The 20,375-nt window shown below is 47.1% G+C and carries 16 protein-coding genes; 3 read left to right on the top strand and 13 right to left on the bottom strand.

The window, feature by feature from the left end; genetic code table 11:
* Window positions 1-6: 6 nt before the first annotated feature.
* The 5 genes from K0H59_RS11045 to ccoN form a co-directional block, all read right to left on the bottom strand.
* Window positions 7-486: a FixH family protein gene (locus K0H59_RS11045; RefSeq protein WP_220053150.1), complete on the bottom strand. Its 480-nt coding sequence runs from the start codon at window positions 484-486 to the stop codon at window positions 7-9.
* A gap of 110 nt (window positions 487-596) precedes the next feature.
* On the bottom strand, window positions 597-1,565 hold the full coding sequence (gene ccoP / locus K0H59_RS11040) for a cytochrome-c oxidase, cbb3-type subunit III (protein WP_088212366.1): 969 nt from the start codon (window positions 1,563-1,565) through the stop codon (window positions 597-599).
* Window positions 1,565-1,741, bottom strand: coding sequence for a CcoQ/FixQ family Cbb3-type cytochrome c oxidase assembly chaperone (locus K0H59_RS11035; RefSeq protein WP_011072349.1), 177 nt, complete (start codon window positions 1,739-1,741; stop codon window positions 1,565-1,567). The genes ccoP and K0H59_RS11035 overlap by 1 nt, the downstream gene beginning before the upstream one ends.
* 11 nt (window positions 1,742-1,752) lie before the next feature.
* On the bottom strand, window positions 1,753-2,379 hold the full coding sequence (gene ccoO, locus K0H59_RS11030) for a cytochrome-c oxidase, cbb3-type subunit II (protein WP_011622772.1): 627 nt from the start codon (window positions 2,377-2,379) through the stop codon (window positions 1,753-1,755).
* Window positions 2,380-2,391: 12 nt separating this feature from the next.
* A complete protein-coding gene (ccoN, locus tag K0H59_RS11025) occupies window positions 2,392-3,828 on the bottom strand; it encodes a cytochrome-c oxidase, cbb3-type subunit I (protein WP_011072351.1) in 1,437 nt (478 codons plus the stop codon).
* 223 nt (window positions 3,829-4,051) lie between these two features.
* On the opposite strand from ccoN, the gene K0H59_RS11020 reads away from it, so the two are divergent.
* On the top strand, window positions 4,052-4,537 hold the full coding sequence (locus K0H59_RS11020) for a hypothetical protein (protein WP_011717082.1): 486 nt from the start codon (window positions 4,052-4,054) through the stop codon (window positions 4,535-4,537).
* Window positions 4,538-4,645: 108 nt separating this feature from the next.
* On the opposite strand, the gene K0H59_RS11015 is transcribed toward K0H59_RS11020, so the two are convergent.
* Window positions 4,646-6,223 carry a DUF3369 domain-containing protein gene (locus tag K0H59_RS11015; protein ID WP_220053149.1) on the bottom strand — a complete coding sequence of 526 codons (1,578 nt, stop codon included), beginning with the start codon at window positions 6,221-6,223 and terminating at the stop codon, window positions 4,646-4,648.
* A 170-nt stretch (window positions 6,224-6,393) separates the two neighbouring features.
* Here K0H59_RS11015 and K0H59_RS11010 point away from each other — a divergent pair, with 170 nt between their 5' ends.
* Window positions 6,394-6,612 (top strand): hypothetical protein, encoded by a 219-nt coding sequence (locus K0H59_RS11010; RefSeq protein WP_220053148.1) that lies wholly within the window; start codon window positions 6,394-6,396, stop codon window positions 6,610-6,612.
* Between the two features lie 61 nt (window positions 6,613-6,673).
* Complete coding sequence (locus K0H59_RS11005; protein ID WP_220053147.1) at window positions 6,674-7,969, top strand: site-specific integrase; 1,296 nt, start codon at window positions 6,674-6,676, stop codon at window positions 7,967-7,969.
* Between the two features lie 405 nt (window positions 7,970-8,374).
* Here the strand turns inward: K0H59_RS11005 and fdhE are convergent, their stop codons facing one another.
* The 7 genes from fdhE to K0H59_RS10970 all read right to left on the bottom strand — a co-directional run bounded on the left by fdhE (window position 8,375) and on the right by K0H59_RS10970 (window position 19,820).
* A complete protein-coding gene (gene fdhE / locus K0H59_RS11000) occupies window positions 8,375-9,274 on the bottom strand; it encodes a formate dehydrogenase accessory protein FdhE (RefSeq protein WP_220053146.1) in 900 nt (299 codons plus the stop codon).
* Between the two features lie 2 nt (window positions 9,275-9,276).
* Window positions 9,277-9,900, bottom strand: a complete 624-nt coding sequence (locus K0H59_RS10995) for a formate dehydrogenase subunit gamma (RefSeq protein WP_023265795.1) — start codon at window positions 9,898-9,900, stop codon at window positions 9,277-9,279.
* A complete protein-coding gene (gene fdxH / locus K0H59_RS10990) occupies window positions 9,897-10,799 on the bottom strand; it encodes a formate dehydrogenase subunit beta (protein ID WP_220053145.1) in 903 nt (300 codons plus the stop codon). The genes K0H59_RS10995 and fdxH overlap by 4 nt, the downstream gene beginning before the upstream one ends.
* A 2-nt stretch (window positions 10,800-10,801) precedes the next feature.
* A complete protein-coding gene (gene fdnG / locus K0H59_RS10985) occupies window positions 10,802-13,819 on the bottom strand; it encodes a formate dehydrogenase-N subunit alpha (protein ID WP_220053144.1) in 3,018 nt (1,005 codons plus the stop codon).
* A gap of 688 nt (window positions 13,820-14,507) precedes the next feature.
* Window positions 14,508-15,404: an SMP-30/gluconolactonase/LRE family protein gene (locus K0H59_RS10980; protein ID WP_220053143.1), complete on the bottom strand. Its 897-nt coding sequence runs from the start codon at window positions 15,402-15,404 to the stop codon at window positions 14,508-14,510.
* 99 nt (window positions 15,405-15,503) lie between these two features.
* Window positions 15,504-16,355 carry a DMT family transporter gene (locus K0H59_RS10975; RefSeq protein ID WP_220053142.1) on the bottom strand — a complete coding sequence of 284 codons (852 nt, stop codon included), beginning with the start codon at window positions 16,353-16,355 and terminating at the stop codon, window positions 15,504-15,506.
* 99 nt (window positions 16,356-16,454) lie between these two features.
* Window positions 16,455-19,820: a LamG-like jellyroll fold domain-containing protein gene (locus tag K0H59_RS10970; RefSeq protein WP_220053141.1), complete on the bottom strand. Its 3,366-nt coding sequence runs from the start codon at window positions 19,818-19,820 to the stop codon at window positions 16,455-16,457.
* Window positions 19,821-20,375: the final 555 nt, after the last annotated feature.

The raw sequence follows: 20,375 nt of genomic DNA, 5'->3' as shown, positions 1-20,375 counted from the left end.
CCACAATTAGTTCAACCACAATTGGACGTTGTCTTTGAGTTCGACACGTTGATGAATACGCCATTTGCCATCAAAACCTTCCAGACGGACTTCCCAAGCACCCGTTAACACATCGGGAAGGGTAATGCGATACACATGGTTGGCATCGGCGGTGACTGTGGTCTTAATGTCTTTTTCGGCAATTGTTGGGTGATAAAATTCGACTTTTAATGCGGCTTGGTAAGCTGGGCCGCCGTGTTGAGTGAAGAGGAGTTCATGATGATTTTGTTCTAGCTGCCATTGCATGCCAAGCTGCTTGGCATATTTGACCTTACTCAAGTCCATATTGATGGCTTTGCCTTCTTTGTAATAATCCTCGGCGACCAGAGAGTCAGAGTTTGAGAGGGCAATTTTTAGCGTGGTAAAACTTGCGACGACGGCACACAAAGGAAGAATAATTAAAAACCAAGGCCAAAACTGCTTATACCAGGGTTGTAGTTCGCTCATGTTAAATACCCATAATAAAAATTTGCGCCATTTTACCGTTAAAAGGTGGCTTTAGCACTTTAAAAAAAAGGCCTCGACGTTATCGAGGCCTTAGCGTTACTCACATCTAATTACTTGTTTGACAAGCTATAAACATAAGCTGCGATCACGTGGACTTTCTCTTCACCGAGAACGTCTTTCCATGCTGGCATCACGCCTGCACGGCCGTGCTTGATCGTTTCTTCGATCATGCCGCGGCTACCGCCATATAACCAAACATCGTCAGTTAAGTTAGGTGCACCCATGAGTTTGTTGCCTTTTGCGTCCATACCGTGACACGCAAAACAACCTTTCATGAATGAACCTTGACCTTGAGCGGCGAGTTTCTCGTCGTGCTCACGGCCAGATAACTTAACCACGTACTCGGCCAGACCTGCAATTTCGCTATCGTCGATTGGCAAACCACCTTTTGGTGGCATCATGCCATGACGACCGTTCATGATAGTGGTCTTGATAGTGGCTAAATCGCCACCGTATAACCAATCACTGTCGGTCAGGTTAGGGAAGCCTTTGCTACCACGTGCGTCAGAGCCATGGCACTGGGCGCAGTTTTGTAGGAACAAACGGCCGCCTACTTTCAACGCTTCTTGGTTTTTCACTAACTCTTCGAGTGGTGTTGCCAAGTAAGCCGCGAAGATTGGGCCATATTTTTCGTTAGCGTGTTTAACTTCTTGGTCGTACTGAACGTACATGCCTTCTTTTGCTGCCAGCTCAATCGCGGCTGCAGAATCGGCTTTAATCCCTTTCTCTGTACCAATGCTTTGGTTAGAGCTGGTCCAGTTCAGTAAACCTTTGTAGTTACCTAAACCTGGGAACAGGGCTAAGTACACTAGGCCAAACACGATAGTGATATAGAACATATAACTCCACCATTTTGGCAGTGGGTTATTGAGTTCTTCGATACCATCGAAACTGTGACCCATGGATTCGCCTTCTTTGACATCCGTGGTGTTCTTTGAACACACACGCAGCAACAGAAAACATCCTGCGATCACAATTAACGAGAGTACGCTAATCCAAATACTCCAGAAGCTACTCATCACTTATTCTCTCCTGAGTCCTTCGATTCCTTGCTGATTTCCTCATCGGAAAACACAAGATTCGCTGCTTCATCAAAGGATTTTTGACGACGCGAGCTATATGCCCAAGCAAATATACCGACGAAGGTCAGCATCACAATGATGGTTAAAATACCTTGTAATGTGCCGTAATCCATATATTGCCTCCTTATTTGAGTGCGTGACCCAAAGACTGAAGATATGCAATCAAGGCTTCCAGCTCTGTCTTACCTTCAACAGCTTTCTGAGCGCCTGCGATTTCTTCATCGGTGTAAAGATCATTACCCTTGTAACCGCCTTTGTGCATGTTACGCAGAATAGTCATCTTGTCGCCGGTTAACTTGCCGTCTAACTTGTTTTCGGCAAGCCATGGGAAGCCTGGCATATTCGATTGAGGGACCACAGCACGAGGATCGATTAAGTGAACTTCATGCCATTTATCGCTGTAGCGACCGCCAACACGGGCCAAGTCTGGACCAGTACGCTTAGAACCCCATTGGAATGGGTGATCCCAAACAGACTCACCAGCTACAGAGTAGTGACCGTAACGTTCAGTCTCTGCACGTAAAGGACGGATCATCTGGCTGTGGCAGTTGTAGCAACCTTCACGTACATAGATGTCACGGCCTTCAAGTTGCAGGGCAGTGTAGGGTTTCAAACCTTCAACAGGCTCAGTGGTATCTTTTTGGAAAATCAGCGGCGTGATTTCTACCAAGCTACCGAAGCTGATAGCGATAACAGTGAAGATCGCTAACAAACCGATGTTTTTTTCAACTATCTCATGATTAAATTTCATCGAGTTTGCTCCTTAAGCCGCTTTTGCTTCAGCCAGTGCTGGCAATGAATCTTTAGAGGCTTTCACAGTACGGATCACGTTGTATGCCATGATCAGCATACCGGTTAAGAAGAAACAACCGCCGAGGAAACGTACGAAGTAGAAAGGATAAGAAGCTTCCAGACTTTCAACAAAGCTATAAGTCAAAGTACCGTCAGCGTTAACTGCACGCCACATCAGACCCTGCATTACACCCGAAATCCACATAGACACGATGTAAAGAACAGTACCGATAGTCGCTAACCAGAAATGCACGTTAACTAACTTGATGCTGTACATACGGCCATGGCCGAACAGTACTGGGATCAAGTGATACAGAGAACCGATAGACACCATTGCCACCCAGCCTAGCGCGCCTGAGTGAACGTGACCTACAGTCCAGTCTGTGTAGTGAGATAAAGCGTTAACTGTCTTGATGGCCATCATCGGACCTTCGAAGGTCGACATACCGTAGAAAGACAGCGAAACCACTAAGAAACGTAGTACTGGGTCAGTACGCAGTTTGTGCCATGCACCAGATAAGGTCATGATACCGTTGATCATACCACCCCAAGATGGTGCGAACAGGATCAGTGACATCACCATACCTAACGACTGAGTCCAGTCTGGCAGGGCAGTGTAGTGTAAGTGGTGAGGACCTGCCCAAATGTACAGTGCGATCAGTGCCCAGAAGTGCACGATAGACAGACGATATGAGTAAACAGGACGACCCGCTTGCTTAGGAACGAAGTAGTACATCATACCTAAGAAGCCTGCGGTTAACAGGAAGCCTACCGCGTTGTGACCATACCACCATTGCACCATGGCATCGACCGCGCCACTGTACATAGAGTATGACTTGAACAAGCTAACAGGAACGGCCATAGAGTTCACGATGTGAAGCACGGCAACCGTAATGATAAATGCACCAAAGAACCAGTTCGCTACGTAAATATGCGATGTTGTTCGTTTGATAATAGTGCCGAAGAACACTATTGCATAGGAGACCCAAACGATGGTGATAGCGATATCGATTGGCCATTCTAATTCAGCATATTCTTTACCACTGGTGTAACCCATTGGCAGAGTGATTGCTGCTGACAGAATGATGGCTTGCCATCCCCAAAACGTAAATGCAGCTAATTTAGGTGCAAATAGTCGGGTTTGACAGGTGCGTTGTACGACATAATAGGATGTTGCAAAGAGGGCTGATGTTCCGAACGCGAAGATAACCGCATTGGTATGTAATGGTCGCAAGCGACTATACGTAAACCAAGGAGTATCAAAGTTCAGATGTGGCCAGATTAACTGAGCCGCAATTAATACACCGACTGACATACCAACAATACCCCACAAAACTGTGGTTAAGGCAAATTGGCGGACGATGGTGTAATTGTAATCAGCGCCTGTTGGCTGGGAATGGTTCATCATAATGCTTCCACTGCTTATTACTTTTACTTTTAGTAAAGACAAGCTTTACCTGTTATATATGACACAAAGCCCACTTCCCTATTAGGGTTGTGAAGCCATGTCAATGCGTTACCCTACACATTTGTGCTCAAATATGAGGTTTCGCAATGATACTTGAGCCATGTCAAAAAAGATACCAAAGATGGGGTCTGGAAAGTTGATCTAGATCAACCTACGCCATAGAATGTTAACATCTTGCATCACAAGGTTAATTTTTGTGCTTACTCGCAAACTTCTTCCGCTATCCATCATGCTAGTTATGATGAATCTCACAGCTTGTAATGAAAAAGCCACGCAACAGGTCGAAACAAAGGCTGTAGACCCAACACTTTGTGCTTTTACACAGGGGGATTGCATTAAAAACGTCGCGGGTGTTGAACTGCGAATTAGCCTGTCACCAGCCCATGCGCCGAGCGAAAAGCCATTAACATTGAAGCTATTAACCTCAGAGCCGATTGACAATCTTCAGATACGTTTAGAAGGTCGAGATATGTTTATGGGCATTATTCCTGTCAATCTTAATGAACTGAATAAAACTCACTATGAAGGACAGATGATTTACGGTTCTTGCAGCAGCGGATACATGGTGTGGCGAGGATTTATCCGTTTTAACCGAAACGGAGAGGAGCACGCCGTTATTTTTGACTTTCTTGCCGATAATCCTCACTAAGCAGGGGAATTAACTCCTATTAAACCCCTGTTGGTCAATTTAAACGAATAAACGCGTTGATATGGCGAATAATGATGAATTTTCTACTGATTTTTAAGCTTATTTTCATTATTCGTCATGATCCTTCCAACTCTCTTTGACCCGCACGAAAATATCGATGTCATTGATAAAGAGTTCCAGCAAATCGGGGTCAAAATGCTTACCCGCACCTTTACGCATTTCATCTATCACTTCGTTTAATGGCCATGCGGCTTTATAGCAACGGGCGTGAGACAGGGCATCGAATACATCGGCGATGGCAACGATGCGGGCAAAAATGTGAATTTGGTCTTGTTGTAAATTGCCTGGATAGCCAGAGCCGTCATATTTTTCATGGTGCTGCAAGGCGATAATCGCCGCCGCTTTAAGGATAGGCCGCTCGGAATTTGCGAGAATTTGATAGCCAATAGTCGGATGTTGGCGCATCACTGACCATTCTTGATCATCTAACTTACCGGGTTTGAGTAACACCGCATCGGGGATCGCGATTTTACCTATATCGTGCATAGGTGAAGCGCGGCGCAGCAAGTTGGCTTCGGTTTCGGTCAACCCCGCCAATAATGCCAACTGGGCACAATATTCCGCCATGCGTTTAACATGATTGGCGGCCTCTTTAGAACGACTCTCAACCACATCGCCTAAGCGCAGGATCAGTTCTGATTGGGTATCTTCAACTTCCTGATTCAGGAGTAGATTCTCAAAGGCAACCCCGACGTTTATCGCAAAGATATCGACCAGTTTTTTGTCCAAATCATCTATTTTATCAATGCCATCCATATAGAGTAGATTGATAAGCCCGCTCTTTGTCGGGAAGTAACCCACAAAACAATTGTCTTCGTATAGGCAGCGTTTTTGGATTAAGGCGCTACGTAGTAATTTACCAATATGCTCAGGGAGTTCTTTATGAGGAGGGCTATTGGCAAACTGGCCTGTTCCCGCGAGGATTTCGATTTCGGCCGAATCCACATGGCCGCTGATCGCATCCATCGCATTGCAGGTGAGTAATAAGGTTTCAGTATCGAGGTTGAGTAGGGTGGCGACTTGTGTAAGGAGTCCATCGGCAAACTTATGTAGCGTTCGCAGTTCAAACAAGCCCGAGGTGGCCTCAAGTACCCGCTCTAAACCCATTCTGTGATTCATTTGCGCGCGTCTTGCTTGTTCGATTTCCATAATATCGCGGTACGAGCGTAATGAAGAGTAGACGCTGGTCATCAGCTTGCGGGAATCGAGCTCAGATTTAGCTTTGTAATCATTAATATCGTAATTGACTATCACATCTTCTTCGGGGGCTTGTCCGGGCTGGCCGGTGCGCAGAATGAGTCGAATATTTTTGTTCACTTGCACTTCGCGGATCCATTTGACCAGCTCGAGCCCAGCATGGTCGCTCTCCATCACCACATCGATAAAGGCGACGGCAATGTCTTGCTCCTGTGCGAGCAGTTCTTTGGCCTGTTCACCACTGTAGGCATTAATAAAGGTGAGGGCACGGCCATCGAGTCGAAAACGTGAAAGAGCAAGTTTGGTGACAGTGTGGACATCGGGTTCATCATCAACAACAAGGATCTTCCACGGAGCGGCAGCGGGGGATATTTCTGTGGCTTTCTTCGCGGAGAACAACGGCTTTTTGTTTGTAAGATCAATCACCATCCGATACCTCATCACATAAAGGAGCGTCACACAGTTAGAGTGTAGTAGAAGCCAATCGGATAAGTTGAAAAAATTAATAAAGTGGGGGAGTTAGCATTATTGAATCAAGGTTATTGATAACTATTCTCATCTTGATATTATCGAGACAGGATTATTAGCAGGGGATTTATATGGCCGATCGGATCAATTTATCGATTTCTGAGGAGAAACTCGCGCAGCTTATCCGTGAAGGTAAGTTATGTGCGGCGGATTTCTCGTGTCTCGATAGTCAATCTAAACGTAAAGTCTGGCAGCTTTGTCTGATTTGCTGTCAAAAACGCATTAGTTGCCAGCAATGTACGCAAACAAGCTGTTCGCAAATTGAGTTTTTGGTTAATGCCGATAAATAACGTTATCGGCATTTGCGTTTAAGTATTATCATGCAATAAATAGTTAAATTTTAAAGTTAATATGCAGCTTCCTCCAGTTTTACCTCTGTTTGATTCAATTGAATTCATACAATATGGCAACAGTGTGGTGAATCAATACATCACTCAAGTCAGCTTATCTGATGTGCCCGATGCGGGTTTAGTGATGGAACACGCAACCGATTGGTTGTTCGAGCAAAAACACAGTGAAAACAACTATAAAGCCTATCGGAGCGAACTGACCACGTTCCTGCATTGGTGCTTTGATGTCGCGAAAATGTCGCCCACACAGGTATTACGTAAGGATATGAGTCGCTATGTGGATTATTGCTTGGCGCCGCCGCTGGAACTGATCGGCTATTTTAATGTGCCGCAATTTAAATTGGACAAATTGCGCGATGAACGGGTACCAAACAGTCTTTGGCGGCCATTTGTGGGCAAGAAACAGTTAGGGCAAATTCAACCCTATGTGTTGAGCGATAATGCGCTTAAAACCAAGATTGCAATTTTATCTTCATTTTACAGTTACTTAATGAGCGAGGAGTTTTGCGAGCGTAATCCCGCGCAAATTTGGTTGAATCACAGTCGCTTTGCGCAGAATAAGCACTATCAACGACAAGCTGATGAAGACGAAAACAGCCTAGCTTTCACAGAGTTACAGTGGTCCTATGTGATGAGCACAGTGACTCAGCTGGCAGAAACGACACCCGAATTACACCAACGTAGTTTGTTTTTGATTTCATTGATTTATTCCTGTTATCTGCGCATTTCGGATGTCTCGGCGCGGGTTGGCTATTCGCCGGTTATGGGGCAATTTAGGCAAAATCCACAGACAGGCATTTGGAGTTTTCACATTCCACTCAGTAAAGGTGGCAAAAAACGCAGCGTGGCGATTTCTAAGGCATTACTCGATGGTTTAGTCAAATATCGGCAATTTTTAGGGCTGTCCGATTTTCCAAACCAAGGTGAACATCATCCTTTGTTCGTACGTCATCGCGCCGCCGGTCGTGGCCGCGACGCAGGTCTTGTGAATGCCAATCTTGGGATCAGGCAAATCCGTGAAGATATTCAGACCATTATTAATCTCGCAGCGGATAATGCGCAAACAGATGGTTTTAATCACGATGCCGAGCAAATGCGAAAACTCACCGCACATAATATCCGGCACACAGGGATCACCCATGATATCAACATCAATCGTCGGCCATTGTCACACGTACAAGCCGATGCGGGCCATGAGAGTATCGACACCACATCGAAATATTTGCATACCACACAAATAGAAAGACACGAAAGCGCCTTCAATAAGCCATTAGACCATTTACGAGGGATTGACTAGTACCGCGCTGGCATCCCAAATCCCTCCTATATAAAACTGCGCACAATGTATATTATGTTAAATTAAATATTGATAAATATGGAAAGCACTATCCCTATGCGTCTAATTGTCCGCCCAATAAAGGGTTAAGATAGTCATCGTTTAGCGCTTACCGTTGATTTTTGGTCTTATCAAGGGATAGATTCATTTGATGGGGTTATTTCAACGCTATTTTCAAGGCGTTCCTACGTGAATATTTGGCAAGATTGCCCCTGCTAGTTTTGCAGATTTCACGTAGCGCACGAATGATACTTGAGTTAGTTTGATATCACAGTCGATGACCATTCGGTCACACTAAGTGGTGACCGAATGGAACATACAGTATCAAAACCATCCATGGCCTTGTTTATTAATCCTTTTTACTATTTAGGCCTCATGTGCAAGTAACAGTGGATTTACCGTTGTGGCACCATAGCCCTTTGCATTGAGTTCGGCATCCAATCCCATAGATGCGATATCGTCCGCTGCCGCATCTAACAATGGCAAACGGTTGCTAAACAACATCTTAGTGTATCCCTTACACGCCTCGCAGCTCTCAATCCGCACGGCAGCCTTGTGATCATCAAACGACCAAATCGACATCTCCCGGGATTGCTCGCAGCAGGTACAATGCGCGCGCACATAGTGCCACTCGCTTTCACACAGACTGCAATGCAGATAGCGCAGCCCTTCCCGCGGCTCATCGACAATCATGCTGGCGACGGGATGACAGCCGCACACTGGGCATAGGCTTGACTGCTTAACCTTATTCACATCCATTCGTGCAATCACCATGGGGGCCCAGTGTGACCAATACAAGGACAATCCCGCCCAAATAAATAGGCTGAACTGTGCAGGCACGGCACTAAACTCCCCTTGCCTCAGTTGAGTGCCCCACTCTAGCAATTGAGTTGGCGACTGCTGCTGTAACTCCTGGAGAACAGGCACTAAATGCGCGGGCACTTGAGATACCAATTCTGTCAGCAATGCTTGCAATGCTTGTAACCAATCCTGAGCCGTTTGAGTTTGGCTAAGGGACAACGGATATGGCACCTCAGCGTCAATTATTGGTGCTGGGCCCATATCCGTTGCCGCAAGTTTTTGCTGCACAGACACTAGGATTTGGCAGAGCTTGAGATAATCCGCCAGCGGAGAATCCTGCGCTAATTGGGCTAAACGACGTGCTCTATGCTGATAAACTTTCTCAGGATTTGCCGCTTTAAGCGGTTTTAATGCTAAGGGGGATTTATCAACAAAACTTAACGGGATATCGCTGGCCATCTTCATCGCTATTTTTCCTCGTGTTCTTCTAACATGGCTGGGTGGTGCTTACGAGCCCAAGCCTTAGAGACTTTGCCGTAGAGCATCCCTGTGATCGAACCTTCAATCCAGCAGGCCATCCACACGTGTACCACCAAGGATAACAGCATTAATATGCCGCAGGCCGAGTGGACTAAGGTGGCCCAATTGACGGCTTCTGCCGAGAACATGGGGGCAAAATAAGGTTGCCACATCATGATGCCGCTGATCAGAAACGCCAGTACAAAAACCACAAAGGCGCGGAATAACATTTTCTGACCTGGGTTGTAATGGCCCACGGGCGGAATGTTCTCTTCTTTTTGCAGTAACACCCAGACCACGGCTTTCATCCATGGCAAATCGTACTTATTCCACTTATTGTGCTGGTAATAGCGGATCAGCATCACAGCCAGCAGCAGACACATAGCGATCCCGAAGAATGGATGCATCACTTTTGCCAGTTGTGGTGTGCCAACAATGCCACTCAGCCACTGGAACGAAGGGTAAAAAAACGAGAACCCCGTTAAAAAGGTCACTAAACCCACAAAGACTATGGTCCAGTGACACAGACGATCAACGAGCTTATGGCGCACTATCATCTCTTTATGACTCATTGCTTTTCCTCCTCTGTGGCGCCGGCATCAATGTAACCGGGCTGATCTTCCTCGACGATGTTGCGCCCTACCGCAATGCGGTGCATCAGGGCGAACGCCGCCGTTGCGAGCAAGCCTGCGGTGCCAAAAGGTTTGAGCCAATCTTGACGCCATTCGGTGGCGGCAGGGATTTGCGGATCCTTTGGCATGCCATAGGTTTCGGGTTGCGTGATGTCGTGGAGGATCATCATCATATGCGTTCCGCCAACGCCCTCGGGGTTATAAAGTCCCGCCTTGCTGAAACCACGTTCCTTTAACTGCTCGACGCGTTTTTCGGCATAGAACAACATGTCTTCGCGGGTACCAAAACGCAGTGCTCCCACGGTGCAGGTTTTTACGCAGGAAGGCTCTAGGCCAACGGCGAGCCTATCGGAGCACAGGGTGCACTTATAGGCTTTGTTATCTTTGGCGCTGATCTTAGGCACATTGAAAGGACAGGCACTGGCGCAATAGCCGCAGCCAATACATTTGTTAGAGTCAAAATCCACTGTGCCATTAGCATGCTGCACAATCGCGCCGCTGGTTGAGCAGGCTTTTAAGCAGGCAGGATCGGCACAGTGCATACAGGCTGTGTGGGTAAATTGCCAACGCAACTTATTGTTATCCATCACTTCGTGATACTGCATGATGTTCCAGCTTTCGGGTGACAGTATCATCGGGTTCTGGTAACTGCCTTGGAAAGTACCGACATCTTCACGAAGGTCATTCCATTCGGAGCAGGCAACCTGACAGGCCTTACAGCCGGTACATTTAGTCGCATCAAACAGCTTAGTCACCTGCTGGACCGCACCAATGCGTGCTTGTGACGCAGGGGTGATGTCCGTGGTGCCTGAGATGCGGATAATATCTTGATAAGCCATAATTAGAAGCCCTCCGCTTTGGCAATATTCACAAGGAATGCTTTATATTCAGGGGTTTGGGTGTTGGCATCACCCACAGATGAAGTCAGCTCGTTGACGATATAACTCTTCTGCGTCAAGGCCTCGTAACTGCCATGGCGTGGAATACCAATGGTGTGGACTTTTTTGCCCTGAACCATCATGGGTTGGAGTCGTTTAGTGACATAGGCCTTAGTGACAATATGCGAGCGCTTGGAGCTCACTTTGACCCAATCACCGTTATTGATGCCCTTTTCCGCCGCCAAGGTTTCATCGATTTCGATAAAGTGTTGTGGCTGGGTAATAGCAGCCAGCTGGCAATGTGTGGTCCAGTTGTTGAAGTGCTCCGTCATCGAGTAAGTAGTGCCGACATAGGGGAATTCTTCATTGGTACCAAAGCTCTCACGTAAGCCTTTGAACATCCGCGCCACCGGATTATTGGTGACTTTAGGATGCAGTGGGTTACTCGCCAGTGGCGATTCGAACGGCTCATAATGCTCTGGGAATGGACCATCTTTTAAGTCACGCAGGGCAAATAAATGGCCAACACCATCGGCTTGCATGATGAAAGGATGGGCCGAATCTTCGGCGTTCAACTTGGCATTAAAGTCAGGCACATCAATGCCCTGCCACTTGTTGTCCTTGTATTCGAGCAGCACACGGCTCGGATCGCGCGGCTTACCTTGCACGTCGCAGGAGGCGCGGTTGTACAAGATACGGCGGTTTGCTGGCCAAGCGAATGACCAATTCGGGGTAATGCCTTTGCCGGACGGATCGCTATTATCGCGACGCGCCATGAGGTTGCCCGCTTCGGTCCACATGCCGGAGTAAACCCAAATACCACATGAGGTTGAGCCATCGGCTTTTAACTCGGAGAAGCCATTGAGTAGCTTACCGGTCGTGAGATCATAACCATTCATCTCCTGCGCGATTTCCTCGGAGCTAGGTTCATGCTCCATCGCATAATCCCATTTGATGGCTTCGATAGGCTCAGGCAAACGGCCGCCCTCTTCACGGTATAAACGTTTTAATTCCAGCATGATGCCAGAAAGAATTGCCGGATCTGATAAGGCTTCGCCGGGTGGATTAGCGCCCTTAAAGTGCCATTGTAACCAACGGCTTGAGTTAGCAATTGAACCACTTTCCTCGGCAAAGCAAGTTGTGGGTAAGCGGAAGACTTCGGTTTGAATGCTGGCCGTATCCACATCGTTAAACTGACCCGCATTACGCCAGAAGCTGGAGGTTTCATTTGCCAGTGCATCGAGCACTACTAAGAACTTCAGATTCGATAAGCCCTTAGACACTTTTTGCTTATCGGGCTGGGAGTTAAGTGCGTTGATACCTTGGATAAAGTAGCCATTAACTTCACCGTGAACCATCATGTCGATTTGCTTATTGATATCGTACTGTTGGTCCCACTTTGGCAGCCAGTCATAACCATAATCGTTTTCTGCGGTGGCATGATTACCGAAAAACGCTTTTAACAGCGACACGGTAAAGGCTGGGTAATTGTGCCAATAGTTGGTTTGGTTTGGTCTTAAGGCTTTAGGGGTGTAATGGGCTAAATAGTTTTGTAAATCAACATCTTTATCTTGAGGCAGTTTAAGGTAGCCAGGTAATCCTTGGCACAATAAACCTAAGTCTGTCGCGCCTTGAACGTTTGAGTGACCGCGCAGCGCGTTGACGCCGCCGCCCATGATCCCCATATTGCCAAGCAGCAATTGGATCATCGCCATGGTGCGGATGTTTTGTGCGCCGACGCTGTGCTGTGTCCAACCAAGGGCATACAGGAAGGTTGCAGCTTTATGGTCAACATGGGTCGCCCCAATTTGCTGACATACTTCAAGATAGGCGTCTTTCGGCGTACCCGTGATGCTTGAAACTGTGTCGGGATCGTAGCGATCAACGTGTTTTTTCAACAGGTTAATCACGCAGCGTGGATGACTTAAGCTTGGGTCAACCTTGGCGTAGCCTTCTTCATCTAACTCATAGAACCAAGTGGATTGGTCGTATTTATGGTTAGCCTCATCATAGCCACTGAATAAACCGTCATTAAATTCAAAGTCTTCCCGCACGATAAACGTGGCGTTGGTATAGGCCTTGACATAATTAAGGTTGATTTGCTGGGTTTCGAGCAGGTAGCGGATCATGCCGAGCAGGAAGGCAATATCGGTGCCTGAACGAATAGGCGCATATAAATCGGCGACGGCAGCACTGCGGTTAAAGCGCGGGTCGACCACAATCAACTTGGCGTTGTTATGCTCCATCGCTTCTGTCACCCAACCAAAACCGACGGGATGCGCTTCTGCAGCATTACCACCCATCACAATGGCCAGATCGGTATTTTTCATATCCGCCCAGTGGTTAGTCATAGCACCGCGGCCAAAGGTGGGCGCCATTGCGGCTGGTGTTGGGGCGTGGCAAACGCGGGCGATGTTATCTATCCCTAGCATACCAATGGCACGACCAAATTTATGGGTGATGTAGCAGCCTTCGTTTGCTTGGGCCGATGAGGTCATCATGCCAAGGCTGACTAAGCGGTTAACGGTTTGCCCCTGGGCATTTTTCTCAACCAGATTGGCATCGCGCTCGTCTTTGATGAGTCTTGCGATACGCTTAAAGGCCTCATGCCAGCTAATGCGCTGCCATTTATCCGAACCGGGTAAACGCACTTCAGGATATTTCAAACGGTGCGGGCTGTTTACATAGTCAACCAAGCCTGCGCCCTTAGGACACAGAGCACCGCGGTTAATCGGATTATCGGCATCGCCCTCAATATGAAAAATGCTCTGCTCCGCATTCTTCCCGTTACTGCTCTGGCTGTACATCAACAACCCACAACCCACAGAGCAGTAGCAACAATTGTTACGCGTCTCTTTTGCGCGCAGCAATTTAAAACCTCTGACGGATGCAAATGCCTTTTCGGACATTAACCCCAGTGCAGAAATAGCAGAAGTCGCGGCTCCCACAGCACAGAGTTTAAAAAACTGTCGTCTATTCATTGTCATTTCACACACTCTCTTTTATGTGCTCACTAAGTTGCAGCGCGTACGCTGCAGGCTTGAGTAGAGAACTTAACCCTACTCATGGTGTGAGTATAAAAAAGTGACTAATAATGACAATTTCTAACAGGTGATCAAAATCACATTAAGCCTTCAAAAGAACATTTAACCAAGATAAGTTGTTTATATGATTCTTATTGGAGTTAAAATCTATAAAAACTAACACTTACGATATTTAAGTGATTTTATCGGCATGGACATTTTGATTAGCCATTTTGTCCACTTTGTACCAAGTTCCATTTGGGGTAAATCTTATTGTTGACGCGCATCACAAAAGTGACGGCGATTGGTCAAAATATGAATGAAAATACCGATTAGGCACTTTTAGAGCAAGATCACAATTTAAGAGAAATGATCGGCAGAAAACAACCGTTTTTCCAATGGATGTTGCTAACAGTGGTCTCTATCAATGTAGCTAGCAGTGAGTTAAGCGGTTTAAACAGCAGCGAATAGTTGCCACTTGAGTGATGAAAACACCATAGAAAATCACTTATCAACCCTCAGTGTAGAACGTTTTGCAAGCAATAAATCGACTCAATAAAGCTATAAACTAAAGCTATAAAGATTGATTTAAAGAATAGTTTTAATGATTGATTTCATAACAGGTGTTAGCGAGTTTTATCACAAACTAACCGTTAAAGCGCGGACTGTCTAAGCCACAAATTCCATTTAATTGGTAGATAAACAGATCGCCGGCTTGCGGCTCTTGCTCTAATTGCGATGCCTCAAGGGAGTGTTTGGCACTGGTGACGATCAAAAATTCGCGTCTTTCACCGCCAAAGGCGATGCTAGTTGGATGGGTAACGGGCAATTTGAGGATAAGATCGACTTCACCATCGGGACGATAGCGCACCACTTGGCCACCACCCCACTGAGCATTCCAGAGATAACCCGCTGCATCGACATCTGAGCCATCAGGAAAAACACGATTGCTGGTGATCGCAAAAAGGCGCTTACGACTCAATAACCCCGTTTGAATATCAACATCATATTGATGGATTTGATGTGTTGGCGAATCGGCATGGTAGAGCGTTCGTCCATTTGGACTCCAGCATAGACCGTTGGAGATTTCGAGATGCGTTAGGCGTTGGTGGCAATCCCCATTCTCGTCAATGCAATACAGGGCGGCGTGTTGTGCTTCACTATGACGCTGTTCCACCATAGTGCCCGCCCAAAAACGCCCTTGCCTATCGATGCGACCATCGTTAAAGCGATTTCCCTCAATCTGAGCCTCTGGCTGCGCCAACCATGTCAGGCTTTGATCTTCAATATCATAGAATGCAATACCGATATCGAATGCGACGATAAGTGTTGTAGGCTTTGCCGTGAGGCCAAAGGAGCCGACGCGGTGCGGCATGGTGAACGTATCTAAGGTGCGGGTGGCGAGATGAAAACGATAAATCACAGCGGATAAAATGTCGGTCCACCAAATTGATTGGTGTAACTCATCCCATAACACACCTTCACCAAGGCGGTTGCCAACAGGGATTGTCATCAACAGCTCGCCAACCGTGACCGTTTGCATGATTTACTCAAGACATCCTTTTACCCAGAATGGCCTTATTCTTAAACAAGGCGTTGGATGACGCAAGGGCAAAAGGAAAAGATAAATGTTTCTTTCTATTTAGCTTTTATTTTGTGGTACAGATTTGCTTAGGACAACCAGTGCAATGCCACCGAGGATGGCACAGGAGGCAACCCATAATCGAAGGCTTAGGGGTTCACCCAGCAATAGCACTCCGCCAACGGCGGCAATTAACGGTACACTCAATTGTACTGTTGCGGCGTAGGTGGATGACAATAGAGGTAAAATGGAATACCAAATCGCATAACCTACGCCCGAAGCGATGGCGCCTGACGCCAAGGCATAGATAATCCCCATCTGACTTACTGCTAAGGGATCTCGAACTAATAGCAGTAATAACAGTGCCATTGGCACAGTGCGGATAAAGTTGCCTGCACTGATTGGAATGGGATGCTGGGCCCCTTTGCCCTTAATCGAATAAATCCCCCAAGCGACTCCGGCGCTTATCATCAGCAGTGAGCTCAAAAGCGGCGGCGCCGACAGCCCGGGTAACAACAGAAAAATTAACCCCGCGGCGGCGCAGACTAACCCAAACCATTGTTTAGTATTAAAGGTTTCTTTTCGGTACAGCCCATAGCCAATCATGGTGGCTTGTACGGAGCTAAAGAGTAGCAGTGCCCCCATTGAGGCCGTCATATTGATATAGGCGTAGGAAAACCCCGCTGCGTAGACAAACAAAGCCAAGGATGAGCCCCAATGGCCCTCGGCCTCCTTTGCAGGTTTGTTAAGGCTTAATAGCCAGAGCATGATGGCCCCAGACAACAAGCGGATCAGGGTAAAGCTGCCGGCATCGATACTGCCATCCTTGAGTGCGAGACGGCAAAGTATCGAGTTACAGGCAAAGGCCAGCATAGTAAGCGTCGTTAGCATAAATAGACGAAAAACAGTCATCAAATTCCTTAGTCACGGATAACCACAACTCTGCGGCCATGTTGCGGACAATAAAAAAGCACCCGAATGGGTGCTTTCAGTATAGACAGCTAATGCCGATTATTGATTAGATTCACCAAATAAATCAGCTACATCTTGTTCAGTAATCGCTTCGTCATAGAACTTGATTTCATCGATTGCCCCTTTGAAAGGCACATCCCAGAAGTTAACCCCGACCGCAAACTTAGTGGTCGGTACTGAGAAGATGTTCGGGAAGTTCGCGCCGGTAAACTTCAATTCACCATTGATATAGACCTTCACATCGCCGCCATTCACTGTGTACGCAAGGTGCGTCCATTGGGATTTTGGCATCACAAAACCAGTTCTACCGTCGTACCATGCTGTGCCCGACCAGAGTACCATGCGCTCATAATCATTTTGACCGCCTGGTAAGACGCTGGTCCAGCTGGAATCCGTCGCATAACCAAACAAGGCTGTAGTGTACTTATTCAGCTGCTCAGGGTTGAGCCACATTGACACTGAATAGGTGTAGTCTTTGATAAGGTTATTCGGCAATACAATACCCGAGGCACCATCAAAGACCGCCGCCTTGCCTACCGCGCCATCCACATAGCTGATTTTACCGCCTTCAACGCCAATCAGGTTACCCACTACAGTGCCCGCGCCGAAGTTAGCGGTACTGTCGTTAAGATTGTCTTCAAAACTATAGATTGCGACCGGTGTTGGCGGATTCTTAGCTTTAACGGTTGCCGTGAAGACTTTGGTTTGGGTCGCATTACCCAGTTTTAAGGTCGCCGTTAAGGTGACAACCTTGTCTTCTTCACCACGAACAGGTTGCGTTACGCCACCATGAGTATCAATAGTCGTTGGATCTGACGATTCCCATGAAATGGCCGAAGCATAAGGACCCGTTACTGGCAGTTCGATATTTTCACGCACCGTCGATAAGTCGCCTAGCTCCAGAATGGCCGTTGCTGAGGACAAGAGTTCACTGTCGGCTAACTTGTCGATATCGAGGGCTTTGACTTCTTCAGCCGTTAATGCCGCTTCATATACTTTTAGCTCATCGATAAGGCCGTTGTATGGAGCATCCCAGTAGTTAACCCCAAGACCGAAAACGCCCTGAGCCCCTGTAAAGTAGTTGGCAAGGTTACCGCTGCTAAAGCGCTCAACCCCGTTGATAAAGACTTTAACGAGCCCTTTATTGACGGAGAACGCCAGATGCGACCAAGTGTTTTCAGCGATGCGCTCACCCGTTACACCATCAAACCAGGTCTCCAGCACTGAGCTGCCGCTGGTATCGATATTATGGCTCCAGAACATGGTATTACCGTCCCAGCCCTGTGGCAGCAAGCTGACCCAGGTATTGGAGAACTTGCTACCATCTTCAGCGGTTTGCTCGTTAACTGCGCCGAAGAATGCCGTGGTAAATCCTGTGATAACCGCAGGACTTGCCCAGAAAGACACTGTGTACTCGTAGCTGGAGATAATGCCCGATGGCAGTAACACCCCGTGGGCACCATCTAATGAGAGGGCTTGTCCTTCAAAGCCTGTGGCGTAGCCAATGGCATCACCCGTTTTGAAGATCCTATCGCCAGTGGGTTGACCATCACTAAATAAGCCTAAGGTATCCTTGAGGTTATTCTCGAAGCTGTAGTGTGCAATACGGTTATAGGTTTTATGGGCAAATACGGTGATTTGGAAGGTTTTAGTCACCTTCTTACCATTGACCATAATCGTCGCGGTTAAGGTCACGACCTTATCGCCCTCGCCCACGTTGGGTCGGATAATGGTGCCATCGGCACGGATCACTGACTCGTCGCTCGATTTCCACTCGATAGTCGCCCCACGGGTACCATTTGTCGGTAAGTCGATCGTGCCTTCGGTGGCTTCGGTCGGCAGGCTAATGCCGTTTGCCGATGCCGATAAAATTTCCTCAGTGGTTTTATCGGTGAGTTTCACGCCCCAAATACTCGCCCCATCATTAGAAATGGCGCTAAATGTCGGCATGAGTTTGTTTTGCTCAGGATCCCATTGCCAGGCGAGTACGCCTTCAAACGTGCCTAAATTGTCTAGCATTAAGGTGATTTGGTTATCATCGCCCTGTTGGTATGTACCCGTCACATCGCCAGACACACTGCCTTTATTAGTCCAAGTACGGGATAACTTCACATGGACTGATTTGTGTGCCGCGGTATTAATATCTTTTGCGTGATTAATAAATTGATAATCACCGGTGACATCGATTTCATCGACAATGTTAGCGCCGTTGATCGGTGCATAACGCTGTGGTGAGGCAACTAACCAACCATCGCTGTTGAGAAATAGCTCATGTACGCGCACGCTGTGACCTTCGCCGGTATCGGGGAAGCGCGTATGGAATACTAAGAAGTATTTGCCCGTTTGTGCATCATAAAAAGCGGAGTTGTGGCCGGGTGAAAGGTAACCGTGATCATGACCCACATCGCCCGGGTGGGCCACAAATTGGAAACCGCCCATCAGTTTGACACCATAGTCGGCGATATTGCCTGCGGCCGTTGCGCCAATCATGTCCAGACCCGCAGCATCTACATAGGGACCGTTAGGATTTTTAGCGCGAGAGATACGAATGTTGTAACCGTCTTTTTGGGCGAAGCCGCCAAAGGAGGTAAACATATAATAGTATTCAGATTCTGGGCTGTAGATAACATAAGACCCTTCGATGGCACTGTAGTTACCACCCATGATCTTAGTGCCATAGCCCTGATCCGCTAACGGTTTACCCGTTGCAGGGTCTAACTGCATCACCCAGATCCCGCCTGAATAGGAACCATAGGTCATCCATAGACCGCCATCTTTATCGTAAAACACGGCTGGATCGATAGCGTTAGGGTCGACAAAGCCATCGTAAATTTGACCGTTTGCGCCAGGGTTTTCAGCCCCCTCTTGACCTGATTTCAGGATCAAGCCTTGGTTAACATAAGGGCCTAAAATATTGTCAGAGGTGGCCATCCCCAAATAGGAGCGCGATACGCAATCAATCTTATCGGGGCCGCCACAGAAGTCGTAATAGAAATGGTACTTACCGTCGGCAAGCTTTATCACATCCGGTGCCCACGAGCCGACAAAGCCACCCGTCCATGCGGTGCCTTCCGCGATTTCTGACTCATAGGTATTGAACAGGCTGCTCTCGGCTGCACCATCTGAGGCAATTTGTGTCCAGTTCATTAAATCAGTAGAACTGGCCACCGCGAGGTGGGAGCCGAAAACATAATAGGTGCCATCGGTATCTTTAATGATGGAAGGATCATGAACCACTGCATTTTTGTAGCTCACCTCACCTGCAATTATCGGATCCGCCGATGTCATAGGGGGAGGAAGTGTAAAGGTATTTGTGTCGTCTGCACTATAGCTGCTGTCGTCCCCACCACAGGAGGCTAGTGCCATGATCAAGCTTGCTGACACGAATGAGCGTTTAAGCACCATGAGCGTCGTTCCTTTTATTGTTGTGTTTGATAATTAGGTTAGCGTTTATCAATGTATCAAATCTAAAAGTAATACAATACTACTGTAACACTAAAATTACATTAGCATTCTGGGGATAGAAGTAAATATCTTGTGACAGAGATTTGTGAGATTTTGCAAAACATTTGACGTTAAGGTCAGCTTGCTTGACCAGTCTAACCTATTCAATCAAGACAATGCTTTAGTCGCCAAACCTTAACGCCATTCAATAAACTCGTTTAATTTCATGTTGATAGTGTTTATGCATCTTTTCGTCGCATTTTAGCGAAATGTGATCTTGCTTTCCTATTGCGTCAAACAGTGAGTTGACATGCAAATAGTCATACAATATTATTTTAACAGTTCTGATAAATTCTTAACCTCACCCGTTGAAGCGAAATTGGTTTAACGCGGTGCACTATACGCTACAAAATAGGCAACAAAATTCTAAATTTTCAGGGACACTGTGGGGATGTCCGTGACTCTGAAGTGGAATAAAAAAGACCGGGACGTCAGATGGTGTCTTAGGCTACCGGG

Source organism: Shewanella sp. FJAT-51649 (assembly GCF_019457435.1).
In the GTDB taxonomy this organism is placed as follows: Bacteria; Pseudomonadota; Gammaproteobacteria; order Enterobacterales; family Shewanellaceae; genus Shewanella; species Shewanella mangrovisoli.
The sequence above is the reverse complement of the archived record's forward strand: the minus strand, read 5'-3'. Positions and strand labels throughout refer to the sequence as shown.

Coding starts and splice junctions, on each gene's coding strand:
- K0H59_RS11045 (WP_220053150.1), bottom strand. CDS start 486: ATGAGCGAACTACAACCCTGGTATAAGCAGTTTTGGCCTTGGTTTTTA.
- ccoP (WP_088212366.1), bottom strand. CDS start 1,565: ATGAGTAGCTTCTGGAGTATTTGGATTAGCGTACTCTCGTTAATTGTG.
- K0H59_RS11035 (WP_011072349.1), bottom strand. CDS start 1,741: ATGGATTACGGCACATTACAAGGTATTTTAACCATCATTGTGATGCTG.
- ccoO (WP_011622772.1), bottom strand. CDS start 2,379: ATGAAATTTAATCATGAGATAGTTGAAAAAAACATCGGTTTGTTAGCG.
- ccoN (WP_011072351.1), bottom strand. CDS start 3,828: ATGATGAACCATTCCCAGCCAACAGGCGCTGATTACAATTACACCATC.
- K0H59_RS11020 (WP_011717082.1), top strand. CDS start 4,052: ATGTTAACATCTTGCATCACAAGGTTAATTTTTGTGCTTACTCGCAAA.
- K0H59_RS11015 (WP_220053149.1), bottom strand. CDS start 6,223: ATGGTGATTGATCTTACAAACAAAAAGCCGTTGTTCTCCGCGAAGAAA.
- K0H59_RS11010 (WP_220053148.1), top strand. CDS start 6,394: ATGGCCGATCGGATCAATTTATCGATTTCTGAGGAGAAACTCGCGCAG.
- K0H59_RS11005 (WP_220053147.1), top strand. CDS start 6,674: ATGCAGCTTCCTCCAGTTTTACCTCTGTTTGATTCAATTGAATTCATA.
- fdhE (WP_220053146.1), bottom strand. CDS start 9,274: ATGAAGATGGCCAGCGATATCCCGTTAAGTTTTGTTGATAAATCCCCC.
- K0H59_RS10995 (WP_023265795.1), bottom strand. CDS start 9,900: ATGAGTCATAAAGAGATGATAGTGCGCCATAAGCTCGTTGATCGTCTG.
- fdxH (WP_220053145.1), bottom strand. CDS start 10,799: ATGGCTTATCAAGATATTATCCGCATCTCAGGCACCACGGACATCACC.
- fdnG (WP_220053144.1), bottom strand. CDS start 13,819: ATGAATAGACGACAGTTTTTTAAACTCTGTGCTGTGGGAGCCGCGACT.
- K0H59_RS10980 (WP_220053143.1), bottom strand. CDS start 15,404: ATGCAAACGGTCACGGTTGGCGAGCTGTTGATGACAATCCCTGTTGGC.
- K0H59_RS10975 (WP_220053142.1), bottom strand. CDS start 16,355: ATGACTGTTTTTCGTCTATTTATGCTAACGACGCTTACTATGCTGGCC.
- K0H59_RS10970 (WP_220053141.1), bottom strand. CDS start 19,820: ATGGTGCTTAAACGCTCATTCGTGTCAGCAAGCTTGATCATGGCACTA.